This is a genomic window from Elusimicrobiota bacterium, from assembly GCA_041660925.1.
GTDB lineage: Bacteria > Elusimicrobiota > Elusimicrobia > UBA1565 > UBA1565 > JBAZUV01.
In genome coordinates this window covers 312,273-332,898 of sequence record JBAZVI010000003.1, presented here as the reverse complement: position 1 = coordinate 332,898, position 20,626 = coordinate 312,273, and the positions used below count along the sequence as shown (strand labels likewise).

Annotated in this window: 16 protein-coding genes; 6 read left to right on the top strand and 10 right to left on the bottom strand. The window is 72.2% G+C overall.

Annotated features, from left to right (window positions below):
* Positions 1-5 precede the first annotated feature (5 nt).
* Together WC969_06590 and WC969_06585 are read right to left on the bottom strand one after the other, a co-directional pair.
* A complete protein-coding gene (locus WC969_06590) occupies positions 6-1,268 on the bottom strand; it encodes an NADP-dependent isocitrate dehydrogenase (protein ID MFA6029500.1) in 1,263 nt (420 codons plus the stop codon).
* An 80-nt stretch (positions 1,269-1,348) separates the two neighbouring features.
* A complete protein-coding gene (locus tag WC969_06585) occupies positions 1,349-3,283 on the bottom strand; it encodes an aconitate hydratase (GenBank protein MFA6029499.1) in 1,935 nt (644 codons plus the stop codon).
* A 115-nt stretch (positions 3,284-3,398) separates the two neighbouring features.
* Between WC969_06585 and WC969_06580 the strand changes: the two genes are divergently transcribed.
* The 6 genes from WC969_06580 to WC969_06555 all read left to right on the top strand — a co-directional run bounded on the left by WC969_06580 (position 3,399) and on the right by WC969_06555 (position 8,198).
* Entirely contained in the window at positions 3,399-4,181 is a 783-nt protein-coding gene (locus tag WC969_06580; GenBank protein ID MFA6029498.1) for an outer membrane lipoprotein carrier protein LolA, read from the top strand.
* Positions 4,178-4,927 (top strand): helix-turn-helix domain-containing protein, encoded by a 750-nt coding sequence (locus tag WC969_06575; protein MFA6029497.1) that lies wholly within the window; start codon positions 4,178-4,180, stop codon positions 4,925-4,927. Before WC969_06580 ends, WC969_06575 begins: the two co-directional genes overlap by 4 nt.
* The gene (locus WC969_06570; GenBank protein MFA6029496.1) at positions 4,924-5,511 is read left to right on the top strand and encodes a CDP-alcohol phosphatidyltransferase family protein; all 588 of its coding nucleotides are present in this window, start codon (positions 4,924-4,926) and stop codon (positions 5,509-5,511) included. The genes WC969_06575 and WC969_06570 overlap by 4 nt, the downstream gene beginning before the upstream one ends.
* A complete protein-coding gene (locus WC969_06565; GenBank protein ID MFA6029495.1) occupies positions 5,508-6,020 on the top strand; it encodes a phosphatidylglycerophosphatase A in 513 nt (170 codons plus the stop codon). Before WC969_06570 ends, WC969_06565 begins: the two co-directional genes overlap by 4 nt.
* Positions 6,017-7,273, top strand: coding sequence for a hypothetical protein (locus tag WC969_06560; protein MFA6029494.1), 1,257 nt, complete (start codon positions 6,017-6,019; stop codon positions 7,271-7,273). The genes WC969_06565 and WC969_06560 overlap by 4 nt, the downstream gene beginning before the upstream one ends.
* Positions 7,274-7,787: 514 nt before the next feature.
* Positions 7,788-8,198: a hypothetical protein gene (locus tag WC969_06555; protein MFA6029493.1), complete on the top strand. Its 411-nt coding sequence runs from the start codon at positions 7,788-7,790 to the stop codon at positions 8,196-8,198.
* 3 nt (positions 8,199-8,201) lie between these two features.
* Here WC969_06555 and WC969_06550 read toward each other — a convergent pair whose 3' ends face one another.
* The 8 genes from WC969_06550 to WC969_06515 all read right to left on the bottom strand — a co-directional run bounded on the left by WC969_06550 (position 8,202) and on the right by WC969_06515 (position 20,625).
* Positions 8,202-9,203 carry a hypothetical protein gene (locus tag WC969_06550; protein ID MFA6029492.1) on the bottom strand — a complete coding sequence of 334 codons (1,002 nt, stop codon included), beginning with the start codon at positions 9,201-9,203 and terminating at the stop codon, positions 8,202-8,204.
* A 12-nt stretch (positions 9,204-9,215) separates the two neighbouring features.
* The gene (locus tag WC969_06545) at positions 9,216-10,376 is read right to left on the bottom strand and encodes a 1-deoxy-D-xylulose-5-phosphate reductoisomerase (GenBank protein ID MFA6029491.1); all 1,161 of its coding nucleotides are present in this window, start codon (positions 10,374-10,376) and stop codon (positions 9,216-9,218) included.
* A gap of 84 nt (positions 10,377-10,460) precedes the next feature.
* A complete protein-coding gene (locus WC969_06540; GenBank protein MFA6029490.1) occupies positions 10,461-12,638 on the bottom strand; it encodes a DUF2723 domain-containing protein in 2,178 nt (725 codons plus the stop codon).
* Positions 12,635-14,719, bottom strand: coding sequence for a DUF2723 domain-containing protein (locus WC969_06535; GenBank protein MFA6029489.1), 2,085 nt, complete (start codon positions 14,717-14,719; stop codon positions 12,635-12,637). Before WC969_06535 ends, WC969_06540 begins: the two co-directional genes overlap by 4 nt.
* Entirely contained in the window at positions 14,716-16,914 is a 2,199-nt protein-coding gene (locus tag WC969_06530) for a glutamine amidotransferase (GenBank protein MFA6029488.1), read from the bottom strand. The genes WC969_06535 and WC969_06530 overlap by 4 nt, the downstream gene beginning before the upstream one ends.
* Complete coding sequence (locus WC969_06525) at positions 16,911-17,651, bottom strand: DUF4159 domain-containing protein (GenBank protein ID MFA6029487.1); 741 nt, start codon at positions 17,649-17,651, stop codon at positions 16,911-16,913. The genes WC969_06530 and WC969_06525 overlap by 4 nt, the downstream gene beginning before the upstream one ends.
* A complete protein-coding gene (locus tag WC969_06520; protein ID MFA6029486.1) occupies positions 17,648-19,759 on the bottom strand; it encodes a VWA domain-containing protein in 2,112 nt (703 codons plus the stop codon). Before WC969_06520 ends, WC969_06525 begins: the two co-directional genes overlap by 4 nt.
* Positions 19,756-20,625, bottom strand: coding sequence for a DUF58 domain-containing protein (locus WC969_06515; protein MFA6029485.1), 870 nt, complete (start codon positions 20,623-20,625; stop codon positions 19,756-19,758). Before WC969_06515 ends, WC969_06520 begins: the two co-directional genes overlap by 4 nt.
* Between the last annotated feature and the right edge of the window lies 1 nt (position 20,626).

The following is a 20,626-nucleotide window of genomic DNA, read 5'->3' as shown; positions in this document are numbered from 1 at the left end:
TCCTCTCAGTTCACCGCGAGCGGCTGGAACGCCGCCGGCAGCGCGCTCTTCTCGAGGTTCAGGCGCAGACGCTGGGCGACCTTGTCGATGAAGCCCTCGGTGGTCTCGTGGCTCTTCGGGGTCGGGGTGACCAGCTTCATGAGGTCCTTGGTCACGATGCCGTCCTCGATGCAGCCGATGACCGCCTTCTCCAGGGAGTCCGCGAAGTCGACGACCTGGGGCGTCTTGTCGAGCTCGCCGCGCTTGCGCAGGGCGCCGGTCCAGGCGAAGATGGACGCCACGGAGTTCGTGCTCGTCGGATTGCCCTTCTTGTGCTCGTAGTAGTGGCGGCGCACCGTCCCGTGGGCGGCCTCGTACTCGAACTTCCCGTCGGGGGAGACGAGCACGGAGGTCATCATGCCGAGCGACCCGAAGCCGGCGGCGACCATGTCGCTCATGACGTCGCCGTCGTAGTTCTTGCAGGCCCAGAGGATCCCGCCCTCGTGCTTCATGATCTGCGCGACGGCGTCGTCGATGAGGAGGTAGCGGTACTCGACGCCGGCCTTCTCGAGGTCGGCGTGACGCTTCTTGACCTCGTCCTGGAAGACCTCCTTGAAGAAGGCGTGGTAGCGCTTGCTGATGGTGTCCTTGGAGGCGAACCACAGCGGCACCCTCTCCGAGATCGCGTAGTTGATGCAGGCGCGCGCGAAGGAGGCGATGGACTTCTCGGTGTTGTGCATGCCCATCAGGATCCCGGGCCCCTTGAAGTCGTGGATGGGGATGCGGGTGGGCTTGCCGCTTCCGGAGGGGGTGAAGACGAGCTCGGCGAGCCCCGGGCCCTTCACCTGGCAGTCGGCGGACTTGTAGAGGTCGCCGTAGGCGTGGCGGCCGATGATGATGGGCTTCGACCAGCTGCGCACCGCCGGGACGATGTTGGAGCACATGATCGGCTTGCGGAACACGGTGCCGTCGAGGATGCTGCGGATGGTGCCGTTGGGCGAGGGCCAGGCTTTCTTGAGCTTGTACTCCTTGACCCGGTCGGTGTCGGGAGTGATGGTGGCGCATTTGACGCCGACGCCGTACTTCTTGATGGCCTCGGCGCAGAGGACGGTGACCTTGTCGTCCGTCTCGTCGCGATGCTCGACGCCGAGGTCGTAGTACTTCAGATCGATGCTGAGCCAGGGGTGGATCAGCTTGTCCTTGATCATCTGCCAGATGATGCGCGTCATCTCGTCGCCGTCCATCTCCACCAGCGGAGTCTTGACCCTGATCTTCTCGACTTTTGCCATGGCTCTCTCTCCTTAGCTTCTCGCCCTCGCCCCCTCGCCCGCCGTGCGGGAGAGGGGGTGCCGGGGGTGAGGGGGGCCTCTCAGGCCCCCGTCGTGTAGTTCAGCAGACCGCCGGCGGCGACGATGCGCCTCTGGCGGTCGGAAAGGCTGTAGCGGCACTCCAGGACCTCGCCCGTGCGCTCGTTCTTGAGCTTCACGGGGCGGCCCTCCTCCAGCGCCTGGCGCAGGCCGTCCGCGCGCAGACGGTCGCCGGCCTGGACCTTGTCGTAGTCCGCGGGGTCGGCGAAGACGAGCGGGACGATGCCGAAGTTCACGAGGTTCGCCGAGTGGATGCGCTCGAAGGACTTCGCGACGACGGCCTTCACGCCGAGATACATCGGGCACATCGCCGCGTGCTCGCGGCTCGAGCCCTGCCCGTACGACTCGCCGGCGACGATGACCGCGTGGCGGCCGGCCTTCTTCGCCTCGAGGCTGCGCGCGGAGAAGGTCTTGTCGACGTTCTCGAAGACGAACTGCGCGTACTTGGGCACGTTCGAGCGGTACTTGAGCCGCGCGCCGGCCGGCATGATGTGGTCGGTGGTGATCTTGTCGCCGACCTTGACGAGCGCCTCGCCGGCGAGCGCGTCGGGGAGGCGGTCGTTCTTCGGCGGCTCGCCGATGTTCGGGCCGCGCTCGATGGAGACCGGGGCTCCCTTGCGGGCCGGGAAGACGAACATCGTGTCGTCGATGAGGAAGCGCTCGGGCTCGGCGACGCGCGGATAGTGGAGCCCGGCGTCGCGCGGGTCGACGAACTCCCCGCGCAGAGCGGCGACGGCCGCGACCTCGGGGCCGGCGAGGTAGACCTGGGCGTCCTGCGTGCCGCTGCGGCCCTCGAAGTTGCGGTTGGAGGTGCGCACGGAGACGCCGCCGCTGTTGGGGGAGTAGTGGTTGCCGATGCAGAAGCCGCAGGCGTTCTCCATGATGCGTGCGCCGGCGCCGATGAGGTCGTGGAGGGCGCCGTTCTGAGCCAGCATCATGAGCACCTGCCGGGAGCCGGGCGCGATGGCGAGGCTCACGTCCGGATGGACCGTCTTTCCCTTGAGGATGGCGGCGGCCGTCATCATGTCCTTGAAGGAGGAGTTCGTGCAGGAGCCGATGCAGACCTGATGGACCTTCATGCCCTTGAGGTCGCGGACCTTCTTGATGTTGCCGGGGCTGTGCGGCGCGGCCGCGAGCGGCTCCACGGCGGAGAGGTCGAGCTCGAGGACCCGCTCGTACTTCGCGTCGGCGTCGGCGGCCAGGGGGACGAAGTCCTTCTCGCGCCCCTGGGCGGCGAGGAAGCGGCGGGTCGTCTCGTCGGAGGGGAAGACCGAGGTCGTCACGCCCATCTCGGCGCCCATGTTCGTGATCGTCGCGCGCTCCGGCACGGAGAGCGTCCCGACCCCGGGCCCGCCGTACTCGAGCATCACGCCCACGTTGCCCTTGGTGCCGAGGAGCTCCAGCATCCTGAGGACGACGTCCTTGCTGGAGACCCAGTCCTTGAGCTTCCCGGTGAGCCTCACGAGGCAGACCTTGGGCGCCTGGAGGTAGAAGTTCCCGCCGCCCATGGCCACGGCGACGTCGAGCCCGCCGGCCCCGATCGCGAGCTGGCCGATGCCGCCGCCCGTCGGGGTGTGGCTGTCGGAGCCGAGCAGGGTCGTCCCGGGCTTCCCGAAGCGTTCGAGGTGGACCTGATGACAGATGCCGTTGCCGGCGCGGGAATAGACGATGCCGAAGCGGGCGGCGACCGACTGAAGGTAGCGGTGGTCGTCGGCGTTCTCGAAGCCGACCTGCACGGTGTTGTGGTCGACGTAGGAGACGGAGAGGTCGGTCTTGATCTCGGAGAGCCCCAGCGCTTCGAACTGCAGGTACGCCATCGTGCCCGTGGCGTCCTGGGTGAGGGTCTGGTCGATGCGGATGCCGATCTCTTTTCCGGGGATGTACTCGCCCTCGCGCAGGTGCGCGTGAAGGATCTTCTCGACGATGTTCTGGCCCATGGGGTCTCCTGTCCGCGGCTTCGACCCCTGTATTGTAAAAAATACCGAGCCGCCGCAACACCCCACCCGGGCCCGCGGGAGCGCGCGTCATCTCCTTTTGTGTACAATAGCGCTCGTGAAACCCTACGGTGCCCTGCTGTGCCTCGCGCTGGCCGCTCTTCCGGCGTCGGCCTCCGCCGCGAAGACCGCGAAGACGAAGCCCGTCGGGAAGCCCGCGCCGGCCGCGGCGCCGGCCGCGGCCGACGCCTATTCCTCGACCGCCGCGGCGGCGGTCTTCGCCTGGAGCTCGAGCGCCCCGCTGACGCTTCCCGCGGTGCTCGAGCACTTCCGGCTCTACGACCGCGAGCTCCGCTCCCTCTCCGCCTCCTTCACGCAGACCGTCGACGTCCCCGAGACGCGGACGAACTCCGTCTCCGAGGGGACCGTCGACTACCTCAAGCCCGAGCGCATCCGCATCGAGCACAAGCGCCCCGAGCTCCAGACCGCGGTCACCGACGGGAAGGACCTATGGGTCCACCGGCGCTCGCAGAACCAGGTCATCCAGTCGAGCCTCGAGGACTGGAAGAAGGCCGACCCGACCGTCTCCAGCCTCATGCGCTTCGGCGACTACGCGCGCATGCTCGAGACCTACGACGCCGCGCTCGACACCTCCTCCGCCCGCGCGACGCTCACGCTCAAGCCCAAGGAGAAGGGGGGGACGGACTTCCGCCTCAAGCTGACCCTCTCCCCCGAGACCCTCTTCCCGGAGACGACCGAGCTCCTGGTCGGCTCCCTTTCCGTGCGCACCGCCCTCGACCGGATCCGCTATAACGCGCCGGTCCGCGAGGAATCCTTCCGCTTCGAGCCCCCGGCAGGGGCCGAGGTCTTCAGGAACTTCAAGCCCCCCAAACTCCAATGACCGAAAACGCCCCCGAGCAGCCCCAGAAGATCGACGTCGGAGCCGTGCTGCGCAAGAAGCGCCAGCTCCGCGGCCTCACGCACGAGACCGTGCACCAGCACACCCGCGTCCCCAAGCGCCTCATCGAAGCGCTCGAGAACAACGACACGCACGCCTTCGCGGCGCCCGTCTACCTGCGCGGCTTCCTCAAGTGCTACTGCGAGTACCTCGAGCTCGACTTCGAGCCGCTCTGGGCCGAGCTCAGCGGACAGACCGCCCAGCCCGCCCCGGCGCCCGTCCGCCGCGAGAAGGCCGACACCCCGAAGCCGGCCGCGAAGGACAAGGACTCGTCCTCGCGCATGACGCTCCCGCTCAGCGACCCCACGCTCATCCCCGTCCTCCTCATCGTCGGCCTGTTCGCCGCCGGAGGGGTGCTCTGGCTCGTGACCCGCGGCCGCGAGGCCGCCGCCCCCGCGGCGAACCTCCCGCCGCCGCCGCCGGCCGCGGTGGCCCCCGTCCTGCCGCCCGTGGACATGACGCTGCGGGTCGTCTCGCGCAAGGAGACCTGGATCCGCCTCGCCGTCGACGGCGCGCTGCGCTTCGAGGGTCGCCTGCCCGCCTCGGCGCGCCCCGAGTGGAAGGGGAAGAAGGCCTTCGCCCTGCGCGCGGCCGAGCCGAAGGACCTGCGCGTGCTCCTCGACGGAGCCACCGTCCAGCTCACCTCCTTCCCGAAGGACAGCGACGGGAGCTACCTCGTCGCCCGGTGACCCTCCCCAACAAGCTGACGCTCGCCCGGCTGGCGACGGCCCCGGTGGCGTTCGGCTGCCTCTGGTCCCGCCGCCCCGCGCTGCTCCTCGCGGCGCTCATCCTCTACCTGCTCGCGATGCTCACCGACGCCGTCGACGGCTGGATCGCGCGGCGCACCGGACAGACGAGCGATTTCGGCGCGCTCGCCGACCCCCTGGCCGACAAGGTGCTCGTCATCGGCGCGCTCGTCGCCTTCCTGCGCGTCCCGCAGATCGACGTCCCGGACTGGGCGGTCTTCCTCATCATCGCCCGCGAGCTCATCGTCGGGACCCTGCGCGCGCTCGCGGCGGTCTCCGGCAAGGTGATCAAGGCCGGCACGGCCGGGAAGTGGAGCATGCTCGCGCAGAGCGTCTGCGTGCTCTTCCTGCTCGCGCTGCTCGCCGCGGCCGCCAACGGCATCCCAGTGGACACCCGCCTGCTCGGACTCTCGGGCCACCTGGTCGTGCTCTGTCTCGCCGCCAGCTGGGGAAGCGGCGCCCTCTACATCTATCGGGCGCGCGCCCTGCTGCGCCGCTCCTGGGAAGGCCCGGGCGAGCGGCCGTGATCGACCGACTCTGCCTCGAGATTGCGACCGGCGTCCATTTAAGTTATATTCCCGGCTGGCTTCTCCGACGGACGCCGCTCTCCCGTCTGGGTCTGCCGCCGCGCTGGACCGGCGGGGGGCTCGTAGGAACGGCGCTCGGATGGGCCCTGGTCGGGCTGCTGCCCTCGGACGGCTGGAGCGGAGCGGCGGCCCTCGCCGCCGCGGCCGGCGCCGCGGTCTTCGTCTGCGGCCGCGCCGAGAGCGTCCTGGGAGGACACGACGATCCGCGCATCATCTTCGACGAGACGGTCGGCTTCTGGTTCGCGGCGTACGGACACCCGCGCGCCTTCGCCCCGATGCTCGCGGCTTTCCTCCTCTTCCGCGTCTTCGACGCGTCCAAGCCCGGCCCCCTGCGCCGCCTCGACGCGCTCCCGGGAGGCCTCGGCGTGACGATCGACGACCTCGCCGCGGGCGTCCTCGCGAACCTCTCGCTCTGCGCGCTGGCCCTCGCGTTCCCCGCTCTGGCATGAAGCTCCTCCTCGCGCTCTTCGCCCTTCTCGCCGCGACCCCGGCCTGCGCGCAGCTCAGTCTGCCCGGTTTCGGCGTCGCCGCCTCCACCGTCGATGCCGTCGTGATCTCGTCGACCCCGTACACCGGGATCCTCCTGCCCGGCGACCGCGGCCCCTGGGTCGTGGGCGAGACCCGATTCACGGGCTACGTGAACGTGAGCGAGTACGCGCTCCAGAACCGGATCCGCGCCCGCCGCGGCGTCCTCTACACGCCCTCCGACGTCACCGGCGACGTGCGAGAGATCCAGACCCTGCCCGGAGTGCTCTCCGCCCGCGCAGACCTCTACGCGCAGCCGAACATGCCGGTCCCGGAGAACTACAACGGGATCTCGGTCTCCACGATGATGGTGCGCATCGTCTACACCATCGAGGAGAAGCCGCTCATCCTCCCGGGCCTCAAGGCGGGGGCGACCGAGGCGGCCCAGACGCCGCAGACCCAGCAGGCGGGGGGAGCGCAGGGGAAGACCGCCGCCAAGCAGGGTCCGCCGGTGAGCGTCAGCGGCGTCGTCTTCACGCCGACGGCCTACCGCGGGCTCGGCCGCGAGAACCGGCCGGGGCTCGGCCTCGACGTCAACACCCTCTATTACATCGGCCGCCTCTACGGGAAGAACGACTACTCGACGCGCAAGACCAACTACATCGACCGCATCGGGCAGTGGTTCGTCTGCATCGACGGGAAGATGCAGGTGCAGACGGAAGGGCAGTACCGCCCGGCGGTGGCGGCGGGCGCGATGGGCATCTTCGCCTTCCGCGACGCGCCGCAGCCCTCGTACCAGTCCTCCTTCAACGTCACCGTCAAGCCGACGGAGAAGAGCTCGAAGCAGATGGCGGGCGCCTACATGGTGGCCTCGAAGAAGGTCTACAACGTGCGCACGAGCCTGGGCTACATGCAGGGCAGCGCGGGCGACATGACGGCCTCGCTCTCGGAGTTCTTCGCGAAGGAGTCGCTGAACTTCAACGGGCACCCGAACCAATCGGCGACCTCGAAGAGCACGTTCTTCGCGAGCGCGCTGTACATGGTCAACCCGAGCTATCCGATCGGATTCGAGCTCGTCAAACCCAACGGCATGGTGCTGAACCCCTACCTGATCAACTTCAAGCTCGGCCGCTTCCTGCGGCTGAACTTCGACCTGGCCTACCTGAAGTTCCGCGGCGGCTGGGACCTGCTCGGCTCCTTCCACTTCCGCTTCACGCAGTTCCCCAAAGGGAAATAGGCACGCGCTCCCCGGCACACGCCCGGACAGGGGAAGAGGTCTGCCTCCCTGCACCCAGACCCCTGGAACCTGCGGTTCCCCCAAGCCGGGGGGCCCCCTCCCATGGGTGCCGGGGAGGCAGACCTCTTCCCCTGTCCTCGACTTCCTTCCGCTACTGCGCGCGCCACATACCCTTCCCCACTGTCCTCCCCCGCGGGGAGGGCAGGGTGGGGGGCCTCGTCGCAGAGGAAACCCCGCCATCCTCCTCTCGCCTTCCGCCATCCCCTCGTCGAGTCCACCCCGATAAACGCGGCCGACCTTGAAGTCGAGTCGAAGGTATCCCCTATCGGAGCCAGGTTCCAGCCCCGTCGCACTGTTCCCAGTAGGCGGCGCGAGCAGTCGCTACCGGCGCGCCGCCCCTGCGGCGGGCCTTAGCGCCGCAGGGACAACGCGAGTGGAGAACGACCTGCGCGTAGCCGACGGATAGGGGAACAAGGAAGTTCTTTTATAAACGCCGCATGCTAAGATTGTCGGCATGGGTACGGGTGACGCGGGCGGGCCGGCGGGGAAGCGGGACTGGGCGGTGGACCTCATGGGGTGGGTGACCGGGGGGCTTTCGCTTTACGCGCTGACGACGGGGGCGGGGTGGACGGAGAACGCGGCGCTCGTCTGGGTCTACCGCCTGGTCTCGGTCCTGACGCTGTTCGCGGCCTTCAAGCTCGTCCGACGGCGGGAGTGGGCCCGCAACGTCTTCATCATCCTGCTCGTGCTCTGGAACGGCTGGAACCTCTACGTCTGCGTCTCCGCCCTGCTCTCCTTCTGGATCTTCCCCGTCTCCCGCGTGGATCTGGCCGTGCTCGTCGCGGTCGCGGCCGCCTTCCTCGCCTTCACCGTCTGGGCCATCCGGCTCCTCTCGACGGAAGCGATCCGCTCCGAATTCCGTTAGGGGCTAGTCCAGCAGCGGGGTCTCGCGGAGCTCGAATTGCACGCGGCGGCCCAGGCGCTCCTGCTCGGAGACGAACTCGTCGAGGAGAAGGAGGCAGGCGGGGCGGACCTTCACGCAGCCGTTGGTGTCCCGGAAGCGGAAGTCCCGGGACTCGTACTTCCCGGCGTAGGACGGGTCGTTGAGCCGCTCGGGGTCCTCCCAGCGGTCGGTATGGAGCGCGAAGCCGGAGCGGCCGTAGGGGCCGACGTAGTAGCGCGGGTCGCGCGAAAGCTGCTTCGCCATGCGCGACTTCGCCGCCGCGCTCGCGGCCTCGGGTCGGCGTTCGAAGACGGGCCGCTCCGAGCCGTTCTCCGTCTCGGACCAGCGCAGGTCGATGGGGACGGCCGCGTTCGTCCTCGAGTACCAGTGCTTCCAGACGCCGGAGTAGCACGGCTTGCGTCCCGAAGACTTCGACGCGACGCGCGCTTTCGTATCGGCGTCGTGCGCGAGGTCCGCGGGAGAGTTGAGCAGCTCGACCTCGCAGCGCTCGGGAGAGATGAGCCCCGCGTCGTAGACGCCGGGCACGCTGGCCCCGTCGGGCTCCGTCATCGGCGCGTAGTAGACCGTCGTCCCCGCGATGACGCCGCGGACCCAGCCGGCGCGCTCCGAGCGGGACGTCACGCCGCGACCGAGGGCCTCGCACTGATGGGGGCCTGCGTCCGGGCCCTCCTCGAGCTCGAAGCTCACGACCCCGGCCTGCGCGCGGTCGGACGGAAGGAGCACGAGCGCGCGGGAGACGCTCGCGCCTGCGGAAGAGGGAATGCCGTTGAGCCCGAGGGTCGCCGCCCGCGACCTCAGCGCGGCGGTGAGCTCGTCATGAGCCGGCCGATCGGTCGGGATGGATGCCGGCACGAGCACCGCGTCGGCGACGACCGCGGCGGCATGCGCCGCCGCGCACGACAGGAAGAACAGCCCGGATATCCCGCCGAGCAGCGTCCTGGAGAACGGGGATATCCGGGCTGACACGTAGAGGGACTCTTAGGCCGCGACGGGCAGGCGGAGCAGCTCGCGGGTCTTCGCGCGCGCCTCGCGGTCGGCGCCGAGCACGGTCTCGAGGTCCCGGGCGGGCGTGCTGCCGCACATGCGCATGACCTTCTCGACGGTCTTCGGGATCTCGAGGTAGCCGGCCTTCCCCTGGAGGAAGGCGCCGACGACGACCTCGTTGGAGGCGTTCATGACGGCGGGGAGGGTGCCTCCCGCGTGGGCGGCGTCGTAGGCGAGCTGGAGGCAGCGGAAGGTCTCCTTGTCGGGCCGCTCGAAGGTCAGCTTCGCGACCTTCTCGAAGTCCAGGCGCAGGCGCTCGTTCTCGAGCCGCTCGGGGTAGCCGAGCGCGTACTGGATGGGCAGGCGCATGTCGTGGCAGCCGAGCTGGGCCATGATGTTGCCGTCGACGAACTCCACCATGGAGTGGATGATGCTCTGCGGGTGCACGACGACGTCGACGCGGTCGACGGGCATGTCGTAGAGCCACATGGCCTCGATGACCTCGAGGCCCTTGTTCATGAGGGTCGAGGAATCGATGGTGATCTTCGCGCCCATGTTCCAGGTCGGGTGCCCGAGCGCCTGCTCGGCCGAGATGTTGATGAGGTCGTCGAGGCGCCGGCCGCGGAAGGGGCCGCCGGAGCAGGTCAGCACGAGGCGGCGCACCTCGGCGCGCTTCTCGCCGTTGAGGCACTGGAAGAGGGCCGAGTGCTCGGAGTCGATGGGCATGAGCGTCACCCCGGCCTTGCGCACGGCGGGCATGACGAGCTCGCCGGCGGCGACGAGGGTCTCCTTGTTGGCCAGCGCGATGTTCTTGCCCATGGCGACGGCCTCGAGGGTCGGGCCGATGCCGACGGCGCCCACGACGGCGGTGACGACGGTGTCCGCCTCGGGGAGCGTCGCGATGCGGGAGGCCGCGTCGGGCCCGCCGTACACCTCGACGCCGGGGGGGACCAGGGAGCGCAGCTTCTCGGCGGCGGCCTTGTCGGCGAGGGCGACGGCCTTGGGCTTGAACTCGGCGGCCTGCCGGGCGACGAGCTCGACCTCGTTGAAGGAGGCGAGGCCCGCGACCTTGAACTTGTCGGGGAACTGGCGGACGACGTCGAGGGTCTGCGTGCCGATGGAGCCGGCGGAACCGATGATGGAGAGCTGTTTCATGCCCTCATTATATCGTTTTCGGCGGGGGGACCGTCGACGGCATCGGACCCGGTCGCCGGATGGGCCCCTCGGCGGAGCGAAGGCCTAACGCGGGCGGGACTTCTCGAGGGCGGCGAGGGCCGCGGGAAGGTAGCGGCGGGCTTCCTCGTAGCCGGGCTCGACGCGCAGGGCCTCCTGGAGCTCGGAGACGACGCGGGGCCAATCGCGGTTCCAGTAGAGCACGGCGAGGTTGTAGCGGGCCTTGACCATGCGCGGGTTCAGCGCGAGCGCCTTGGCGTAGCTCCTCTCGGCGTCCTCGCGGCGGCCGATCTTCTCCTGCGCGACGCCCAGGTTGACGAGGGCGTCGGAAGCGGCGAGGCGCACCCCGTCCTTCACGTCGGGCAGCGACCGGTACTCCTCGGTGAGCCCGAGCATGGCGTCGTGCACGCCTTCGGCGAGCCCGTAGTACCGGGCGCCCGAGGCCCAATCGCCGGCGCGGCTGGCCATGAAGCCGAGGTAGACCGGCGCGTCGGCGAGCAGCCACTTCATCGCCCAGGCGGCCAGCAGGGCCCGGCGGGCCTCGGCGTCGCGGCCCTTCTCCATGAAGGCGGCCCCGAGCCGCTGGAGGGCGACGGCGTGGGCCTCGACGAGGTCGGCGGTGAAGAAGTCGGGGCGCTGGTCGTAGCGGTAGTCCCCTCGGCGCACGAGGAACTCCCAGGGCGCCGCGGAGGGCACTCCCTTCTCGGAGAGCGGGAGGAGCAGCCCCCTCGGGGCGCCGATCTCGAGGCCGGGAGGGAAGTCCACGTCGGTGGTGGCGAAGACGGGCCCCTCGTTGGCGCGGACGAAGCCCCGGAACTCCTCGGTGCTGCGCAGCGGGCCGAGGAGCAGCGGCTTCGGATAGCGGACGGCGGGCGAGCGCTGGAGCCAGGCGCTGTGCGCGAGGCCCTGCCCGACGATGCGCACGTCGGGCCGCAGACCCTCGACGCGCTGGTAATGCCAGAGACTGAAGAACTGCACGTCCTTCTTCGCGACGACGACCGCGTCCTTCGGCGCCGAGCGCAGCACGTTGAGCGCGTAGTCGCGGTCGAGGAGGTTCCAGCGGCGGTCGAGGCGGGCCCAGCGGCCCATGAGCCAGGGCTGAAGGGCGAGCGCGCAGAGGAGGAGCACCCGGAGGACCGGCCTCGCGCCGACGGCCCCCGCCGCGAGCCCGGGCACCGCTTCGGCCAGCACGGCCGCGAGGACGAGGTCCGAGAGCAGGTAGTGCGGCTCGACGATGGCGAGCGCGTGGGGGTTGGGCGGCATGTTGGCGAGGAAGAGGAAGAGCGGCCCGCTGAGCAGGTAAAGCAAGGCGTAGGCCGCGCCCCGACGAGGGGCGCGGCCTAAAGCCCCGGCTCCGAGGACGACGAGGAGGAGTCCGAGCGGGCCGAAGGCCTCCCAGAGGTGGAGCGCGTAGACCTTCAAGTTGGGCAGGAAGTTCGCGCCCGCCGCGTAGTTCTTCGAGAGCAGGTCGAGGGTCCCGCCGTAGCCGCGGCGGGTGAGCGAGCCGACCAGATTGTAGAGCGTGGCCGGATGGTTCCAGTCGAGCCAGGGCCCGCGCAGAGAGCGCAGGGGCAGATAGAGGTAGACCGCGAGCCCGACGACGCCCGCCGCAAGGGCGGGGAGGTACGGCCTCAGGGCGCGCAGGAAGGCGCGCGGCCCGGGACCGGCCGGAGCGGGCGGCGGGACGGCGAGGAGGAAGAGCCCGGGCGCCCAGAGCAGGAGGTCCGTGCGGTTGCCGAGCGCGAGCCCGTAAAGAAGGAAGAAGGCGCTCAGCCGGCGCGGCGAGCGCTCCCGGCTCTGCGCGAGCGCGAGGAAGAGCAGGCCCGCGGCGAAGAGAAGCGTGAGCGAATACATCTCCTGGACGCCGCAGACGTTCCAGAAGGTCGGGTTCGTCGCGAGGAGGAGTACGGCGGCGAAGGCGCCCGCAGGGCCGCAGGTCCCGGCCAGCGCGAGCCAGAGCAGGGCGAGGGCGCCGGCGCCGGCGAGCGCCGAGAGAAGGTTGAGGCGGTAGGCGTGAGTGCCGGCGGGAAGGAGACCGGCGAGGCGTCCGGACATCACGTAGACGGGATAGCTGGGAGGATGGGAGACGCCGAGCGTCCAGGTGCTCGCGCTCATCTCGCCCGCGTCGCGGTAGGGCGCGAGCGTGGGCGGCATCGTCCAGAGATAGAGCCCGAAGGAGAGCAGGAAGACCGCCGCCGCGGCAGTGCGGCGGTTCTCCTGCCGAGTAAGATCGGCCCAGCTCATCGTCGGCTCCTCCGCACGGCCTCGTCGCGCCAGGCCCGCAGCTTCGCGTCGCCGGGGTCGAGCGCGAGCGCGCGCTCGAAGGCGTCTGCGCTCTCGGCCCAGCGGCCCCGGCCCCAGTAGAGCGCGGCCAGATTATGCCATGCCGCGGGGGTCGGCGTCTTCGCGACGGCCTCGCGGTACGCGCGCTCGGCGTCCTCGAAGCGCCCCTGCTTCTCGAAGGCGACGGCGAGGTTCGCGCCGGCCTCCCCGTCCCCGGGCGCGGCGTCGAGCGCGAGCCGATAGGCGCGCTCGGCGGCCGGCCAGTCGCCCGCCTCTCCGGCGAGCCAGCCCGCCCACTGCGCGGCGCGCGAGACCGACGGTCCCAGCCAGAGGACATCGGGGCCCAGACGCAGCGCCGAGCGCAGCAGGAGGAGCGCCTCGGGGCGGCGGCCGCGCGCGGCGAAAGCGGAGGCCTCCATGAGCGGGTAGAGGGGCACGAGCGCGCGGTAGCGATAGTGCGCGCGCGCCTTCGCTTCGTCGAAGCGGAGGGCGTAGGCTTCCCAGAGCGCGGGGCCCTGCGGGGTCTCGAAAGCCGCGCTCCCGGAAGGCTCGAGCCGCCGCAGGATCCCGGCGAGCGCGAGCGCGCGGCCGGGCACGATCTCGTCGCGCAGCGTCGAATAGAAGACGGGCCGCTCGAGGGCCATCCGTTCCTCGACCTCGACGCGGCGCCGCTCCTTCTGCGCGCGGGGGAGCCGGCGGAAGTCCGGGCCGTAGGCGCCGCGGAAGACGAGGCCTCCGCGGTCGTGGAGCGCGAGGTCTCCGCGCAGGCCCTCGCCGTAGACCGCGGCGGCGAGGGTGTAGAAGGTGTCGTCGCCGCCGTCCATGAAGAGGGCGGCGCGGCGCGGCAGGGAGCGCAGGAGGTTCCGCCCGTAGTCGTGCGCCGCGTAGTCGCCGCGCCCGCTCCAGCCCCCGGCGGCGGCGAACGCGCGGCCGCAGGGCAGCAGGAGCAGCGCCGTCAGCGCGGCGGACGGCAGCCGCGCGCCGAGGAGCTCCGTCCCGCGAGCGGCCAGCAGCGCCAGAGCGAGCCAGGAGAGCGGCTGGAAGCGTTCGAGCGCGCCCGTCGTCAGCGCGTCGAAGGGCGGGTTCCCGAGGATGAGGAAGCCCGGGCCGCAGAAAAGCGCGAGGAGACCGGCGAGCAGGAGCTCCGGGCGGCGCTCCTTCGCGCGGGAGAGGGCCCAGCCGCCGAGCAGGGCGAGCAGGAGCCCTCCCGGGCCGAAACCCCGGACGGCCTCGCCGAGCCAGCGCCCCAGCTGGGCCGCGGCCCCGCCGAGGCGGCCTCCCTGCGCCCCCTCCACCGTCAGGGCGAAGGAGCCGTAGTCCCGGCGCAGGAGGACGTGGAGGAAGCGCGGGAGGTCGACGGGATGTCCCCAGTCGAGCGGCGGAGAGGCGCGCGCGCGCAGCGGGAGATAGGCGTACGCCGCCAGCCCGAGAAGCGCAAAGCCCGTCAGGAACGCGAGGCCGCGCCAGGCCCGCACGGGAGCGGGGCGCGCCCAGGTCCAGGCCGCGGCGAGCAGCGCGGGGACGGCGAGGGCGAGGGTCTGGTGGTTCGCGCCGCCGAGCCCGAGCAGGAGCCCGAGCAGGGCCATCGGCCTCTCGTCGAAGGCGCGCTCGCGGAAGCGGCAGAGGGTCCAGACGCAGGCCGCGGCGAGGAGCCAGTGCAGGGAGAAGACCTCGGCCCCGAGAGCGCTCCGCAGCCAGGGGGGGGAGAGCGTCAGCGAGAGCGCCCCCACGAGCGCCGGGACGAGGCCGAGCCCGAGGAGGAGAAGGGCGTCGACGAGGACGGCGGCGGCGCCGGCCGCGCAGAGCGCCGAGAAGAGGTTGGTCCTCCACGCCCAGCCCGCCAGCGGGACCAGCGTCCCCACCAGATGGGCGCCGAGGGAGTGGAGCGGATAGCCGGGCGCGTGCGCGACGCCGAGCGTCGCGGCGGAGGCGACGAGCTCTCCGGAATCGCCGAAGCCCACGCCGGGAGCGAGGGAGAGGACCCCGAGCGCGCCGTGCGCGAGGAAGACGGCGGCCGCGACGAGGGGGCGGCGCCCGTTCACAGGAGCCCTCCCCGCCGGCGCAGCGTCCACTCGGCGAGCAGGACCGCGCAGAGCGCCCACAGCCAGAGCGGGGACGCCCACAGCGCCCGGCGGCCGAGCACGGCGCGCGCGCGCGGCGCCTCGCGCGCCTCCCCGTAGAAGGCGTCGGGCTCGAGGCGGTCGAGGTCGCAGTAGCGCCCGCCCGATTGCTCGGCGAGCGCCTTCAGGCGCCGGCGGTCGAGCGGGGCGTCGCCCCTCGGGGGCTCCCACAAGAACGAGGTCTCGTCCTCGCCCCAGGCCTCGCCGCGCCGGCGCGCCCAGGCGCGCAGGCGGTGGCGGCCCTCGGCGAGGTCGGAGAGCTCGAACTGATAGAGGCCCGGCTCGCGCTCGTAGAAGGGGGCGGGCTTCTGGGTCCCGTCCGGACGCGTCCAGAGCGCTCGCAGGTCGACCTCCGCTCCGGGCAGCGGGCGGAAGTGCTCGTCGAAGACGCGCAGGGTCACGACGGCCGGCTCGCGGGAGGGCATGCGCTCGGGCAGGGGGGAGAACTTCACCTTCTTCAGGTCGAGGCTCCCGGTCAGGTACTCGACCGCGCGGTTCCAGAAGCGCGGATAGAACGAGGAGAGCCGCCAGTCCCTTCCGCCCCCGAGCTTCCAGCGCCAGGTCGAACCGCTGGTCAGCAGCATCACCTTCCCCTTGCCGAACTCGCGCAGCGCCAGCACGGGCAGCGGCTCGCCCGCGGCGGTCTTCTCCGTGGGATGGCGCAGCAGCACCGTCGAGCCGGGGCGCACGGAGGCCAGGCGGGTCCAGCCCTCGAGGGGCGCGACGCCCTTCCAGAGCTCCGCGCTCGCCGCCGCGCTCTCGCCGATGTTCAGGAGCGGGTGCTCGGGCCGGACGGCGACGGGGGAGAACGCGCCCTCGCGGTGGTCGTCGGTCTCGGGAGAGAGGGTGACGGGCAGGGTCTCCTCGAGCGGGGTCCCGTGGTAGCCCGCTTTCGTGAAGGCGTTGGAGCCGCCGATGAGAAGGAGGGCCCCTCCCTCGGAGACGAAGCGCTTGAGGTTCTGGAGGTAGGCCTGCGGCAGGGCGAAGCGCGTGTAGTCGAAGTCGTGGAGGATGAAGAGGTCGAACTGCGAGAGGTTCTGGACGAAGATCTCCTGCGCGGGGAAGGGGATCAGCGAGAGCTCGTTGTCCGCGACCGGGCTCACGTTCTCGGGGTTGCGCAGGATGACGAAGGAGACGAGCTCGTGGTTGGGGTCCGACTTCAGGTACTCGCGCAGGTGCGAGTACTCGAAGCTCGGACGGCCGGCCAGGTACATGATGCGGTACTTCTGGCGGATGACCTCGACGCCCGCCTCGCGCCGCGCGGAGAGCGGTGCGCGGCCGGGGAGCACGGCCTCCGCCTCGACACGGCAGCCCATGCGGCCGAGAGCGACGGCCTCGGCGGTGAAGCTCGCGGTCAGGACCTCGTAGGGCTTCTCGACGAGGAATGTGCTCTGCGCGAGCGTCCGCCCCTCGCGCACGAGCCGCGCGCGCACGCGGGCGCCGGCGAGCGCGGTGGCTTCGAGAGTCGCGCTCACCGGGAAGCGGCCGTGCAGGAAGACGAAGTCCGGCGCGCCGAGCGCCGTGAGCGCGAGGGCCGGACGAAGCGCCTTCGGCCCGACCCCGGCCGCGTCCACGGGAGCGCCGAGGCGGGAGAGCGCGGGCGCGAGCGCGGGCCCGTCCTCGAAGGCGCCGTCGGAGAGCAGGAGCACGCGCGAGGGCGGGGCCCCGGCGTCGAGCACGTCGGCGAGCGCCGCGGAGGGGTCGAGGCCCGCCGCGCCCGGGCGCAGGGACTCGAGCTCGTCGAAGGAGAGGCGGCGCGCGCCGCCGGCCGCGGCGTAGAGGGAGACCTCGAAGCGGCGCTCGAGCGCGCCGCGCCGCTCGCGCAGCCAGCGCGCGGCGCGGGTCAGGCGCGCGGCGCCGCGGTCGTCGGAGGACTGCATGCTCGGGCCGGCGTCGACGAGCACGGCGAGCCGCGGCTTCGCCGAGCGCTCCTCGAGCGACTCGAGGACGGGGCGTGCGAGCACGAGCGCGAGCAGAGCGAAGGCCGCCGCGCGCAGCAGACGCGGGCCCCGCGGGACGCCGCGCTGCAGGCGCCAGGCGAGGAGGAGGACGCCGGACGCGGCGGCGGCGAGCGCCCACTCGGCGGGACCGGCGTCGAGCGCGAGTCGCCAGCTCACGGCGTTCCCTGCCGCATCTTCTCGAGGATGAAGGGCTGGTGCACGGCGTCGGCCTTGTAGCTGCCGGTCAGCGCGTACATGACGATGTTGAGCGTCAGCTTGCGCGCGTCGAGCCGCCGCGCCTCGCCGAGTTCGTAGACCGGGCGGCCGAGCGGGTCCCTGGCCAGGGCCCCGAGAACGTCGTCGCGCGTGTACACGACGGCGGTGCGGCCGCCCCAGTCGACGCCCTCGACGACGCCGGAGACGCTCGCCCGGCCGCCGACGCGGCGCGCGAGGAAGAAGGTCTTGAAGAGGACGTGGTCCTGCGGCAGCGGCCGGAGCTCGGCGTCGGGGAGCGCCGTTCGCAGCGTGGAGCGCACCCAGCGGTCGAAGGGGGAGACCTTGAGGCCGGAGGCGTCGTCGATCCAGAGGAAGCCGCCGGCGCCGAGCCAGTCGCGCAGGACGCGCCGCTCCTCCTCCTGCAGCGGCGGCGGCTCCTGGCGTCCGGAGAGCACGAGCATCGGCGTCGAGAAGAGCGCGGGGTCCGAGAGATCGAGTTCGCGGCGCTCGTCGGCGCAGAGCACGCTCGTGACGCTCGTCAGGAACGCAGCGACCTCGCGGTGCACGCCGGGGTAGGGGTCCCAGCCCCCGGAGTGGCGCCACTGCGACCACACGAAGCGCTCGCCGGGCGGCTCGGCGCGCAGCGGCGGGGCGGCGGAGAGCGCCAGGAGGGCCGCGAGGAAGACGGGCGTCTTCATGAAGGCCTCCCCGTCCGCGTCAGGACGAGCTCGAGCCCCAGCAGCAGCAGCGCGCAGGCGAGCGCGAGCGTGCGCGCCTCGCGTCCATAGACGGCGAGGAGGAAGTCCTCGCGCAGCGCCTCCAGGCGCATGAGCGGCCAGGGCGGGGAATCCGCGCGCAGGTCGCCCTCCCCGCCGGAGCGGTCGAGGTTGACGGCGAAGGGCTCCGCCTCTCCCTCGCCGCCTTCCGGACGCATCCAATAGAGTCCGGGTTCGCGCGTATCGGCGTAGACGGCCCGTCGCTCGCGCACGACGAGCGTCGAGCGGCGGCCGTCGGGCGCGAGCACCGAGACCCGGGCGGGGGTCTGCGCGCCCGCGCGCCACTCGCGCGCGTACGGCTCGCCGACGAGCACCGCGTCCCAGCGCCCCTCCCCGCCGTAGGCGCTCAGGCGCGCGAGCGAGGTCTCGACGAGGGCGGCGAAGGCGGGCTTGAGCGCCAGGTTCGTCCAGCGCAGATCGAAGGAGGAGGCCCAGAGCAGCACGCGCCCGCGCCCGAAGGAGCCCTCCACGAGGAGGGGCTCGCCGGCTCCGTCGCGCAGGCGGATCCGCGCGTCCGCGGCCGGCTCGAGCGCGTAGCGGCGCCCGAGGACGACGCCGGAGAGCTCGAAGTCCGCCCAGCGGAAGCGGCCGCGGCCGGGAGCCTCGTCCTCGACCTCCTCGGGCCTCAGCCCGGCGGCGGGGGGGGCATAGGCGGCGCCGAGGCGGCCCGGCAGCAGCGGCGCGAGCGCGCCGAACGAGTTCTCGGCGCGCAGGTCGTTCTCCTCTCGCGCCGCCCCTTCGGCGCTCGAGCGCGCCGAAGGGGCGGCGCGGGAGCCCGCCAAGACCCAGAGTCCGCCGCCGCGCAGGACGTGCCGCTTGAGCGGTTCGGCGACCTCGGGCGGGACCTCCTTGAAGTCGTCGAGGACGACGGCGGCGTAGTCCTCCAGACGCAGCTGGCGCAGGCGCCCGCCGTCGGCCTCGTCGAGCCGGAAGGGCAGCCGTCCGCCCTCGGAGAGGAGCTCGCGCAGGAACCAGCCGCCGCGCCCCGCGGCGAGCGCGTCGGGGCCCCCGTGCAGGTAGAGGATGCGCGGGCGGGGCTCGACCTTCAGCGCGAGGTGCCAGGCGTCGTCGGCGGCGAGCGCGTCGCGCCGCAGCTCGAGGCGGCCGCTGAGCGAGCCGTCGAGAGGGGCGTCGGCCTGGAACTCCTCCACCCGAGGGGTGCCGTCCCCGAGAGAGACCTCGCGGCGTTCGACGCGGCGTCCGCGCAGCCAGAGGTCGAGCCCCGCGCTCCCGGAGGAACCGTAGGACTCCAGGCGCGCCGCGAATCCGGGCCGCTCGCCCCCCGTCGCGGGACGGACCTCGCGCACCGCGGCGTTGGCCGGCGAGGACCCCCAGCGCAGACCGAGCACGACGACCTCCGGGTCCCAGCCCTCGAGCCGCTCGAGCCCGCCGGAGGGCAGGGTCCGCAGCGCATGGCGGGCGCCGTCGGAGAAGAGGACGATGGCGCGCCGCCGCCCTCGCGCGCCGCGCTCGCGCTCGAGGAAGCGGTAGGCGTCCTCGAGTGCGCGGCGCAGGTCGGTACCCTTCCAGCCCGGGCGCATGCGCTCGAGCGCGGCCTCCGCGGCCGGGCGGTCCGCGCTCCAGCGGAGCTCTCCGTCGAGGCCGGCGGAGAACGCGGAGAGCGCCGCTCGGTCGGCCGGGCGCAGCAGGCGCAGGAACTCCCGGGCGGAGGCGGCGGCGCCCTCGAAACGCGGACGCCCGTTCTCCTCTGCGCGCATCGACCACGAGGAATCCACGAGCAGGACCGCGTCGAGCCCGTCCTCCGCGCCGCCGGCGGCCCGGGCGCCCGGGCGCAGCACGGGGCGCGCGAAGGCGGCGACGAGAGAGGCGAGCGCGAGGACGCGCAGAGCGAGCAGCAGCCACTGACGCAGGCGGGTCGAGGGCATCGCGCGGCGGTACGCGGCGCGCAGGAGCGCGAGGTCGCTGAAGGGACGGCGCGCGGCGCGGCGCAGGAAGAGGAGGTGGAGCAGCACCGGCGCCGCCGCCAGCGGCAGCGCCCACAGGAGCTTCGGCGCCAGGAAGGTGATCATGCGAGCAGGCGCGTGAGCCCGGCCGTCCAGTCTCCGTCGGTGTAGAAGACGCCGTAGCGCGCGCCCGCCGAGTGGAAGCCGGCCTCGTAGAGGCGCTGGCGCTCGTCGAAGAGGCGCCGGTAGCTCGCGCGCAGGAGCCCGACCTCGCAGCGCAGGCTCTCGCCGCCCTCGAGGGGCTCGAAGAGCGTCGGGCCGTCCCAGGGAAGGTCGCGCTCGGAGGGGTCCAGCACCTGGAGGACGAAGACCTCGTGGCGGCGCGCGCGCAGCGCGCGCACCAGCGAGAGGAACTCCGTCGCCTCGCCCAGGAGGTCGCTGACGACGAGCACCAGCGAGCGGCGCGGCAGGCGCACGGCGGCCCGGCGCAGGACGACCGCGGGGTCGGTCTCGCCGGAGGGGGAGGCCTCCGCGAGCGCGCGGTCCATCGCGTCGAGCTGCGGCAGGCCGCGGCGCGGGGGGAAGGCCGCGCGCTCGTCGCCGTCGAAGAGCGCGAGCCCGGCGGAGTCGCCGCCGGCGAGCACGAGATAGGCCAGCGCGAGGGCGAGGCGGCGCGCGAGCTCCCACTTGGGGGCCCGGCCCCCGTCGGCGTACGCCATCGAGCCCGACGCGTCGAGGAGGAGCTGGGCGCGCAGCGACTTCTCCTCCTGGTACTCGCGCACGAAGTAGCGCTCCTTGCGCGCGTAGACCTTCCAGTCGAGGCGGCGCGGCTCGTCGCCCGGGACGTAGAGCCGGTGCTCGGCGAACTCCTGCGCGAAGCCGCGGCGCCGGCTGCGGTGGCGTCCGCCGAGGTGTCCGTCGACGACGAGGCGGCGCAGGTCGAAGCGCAGGTTCCTGAGCTTCGCCAGCTCCACGGCGTCGAGACAGCGCATG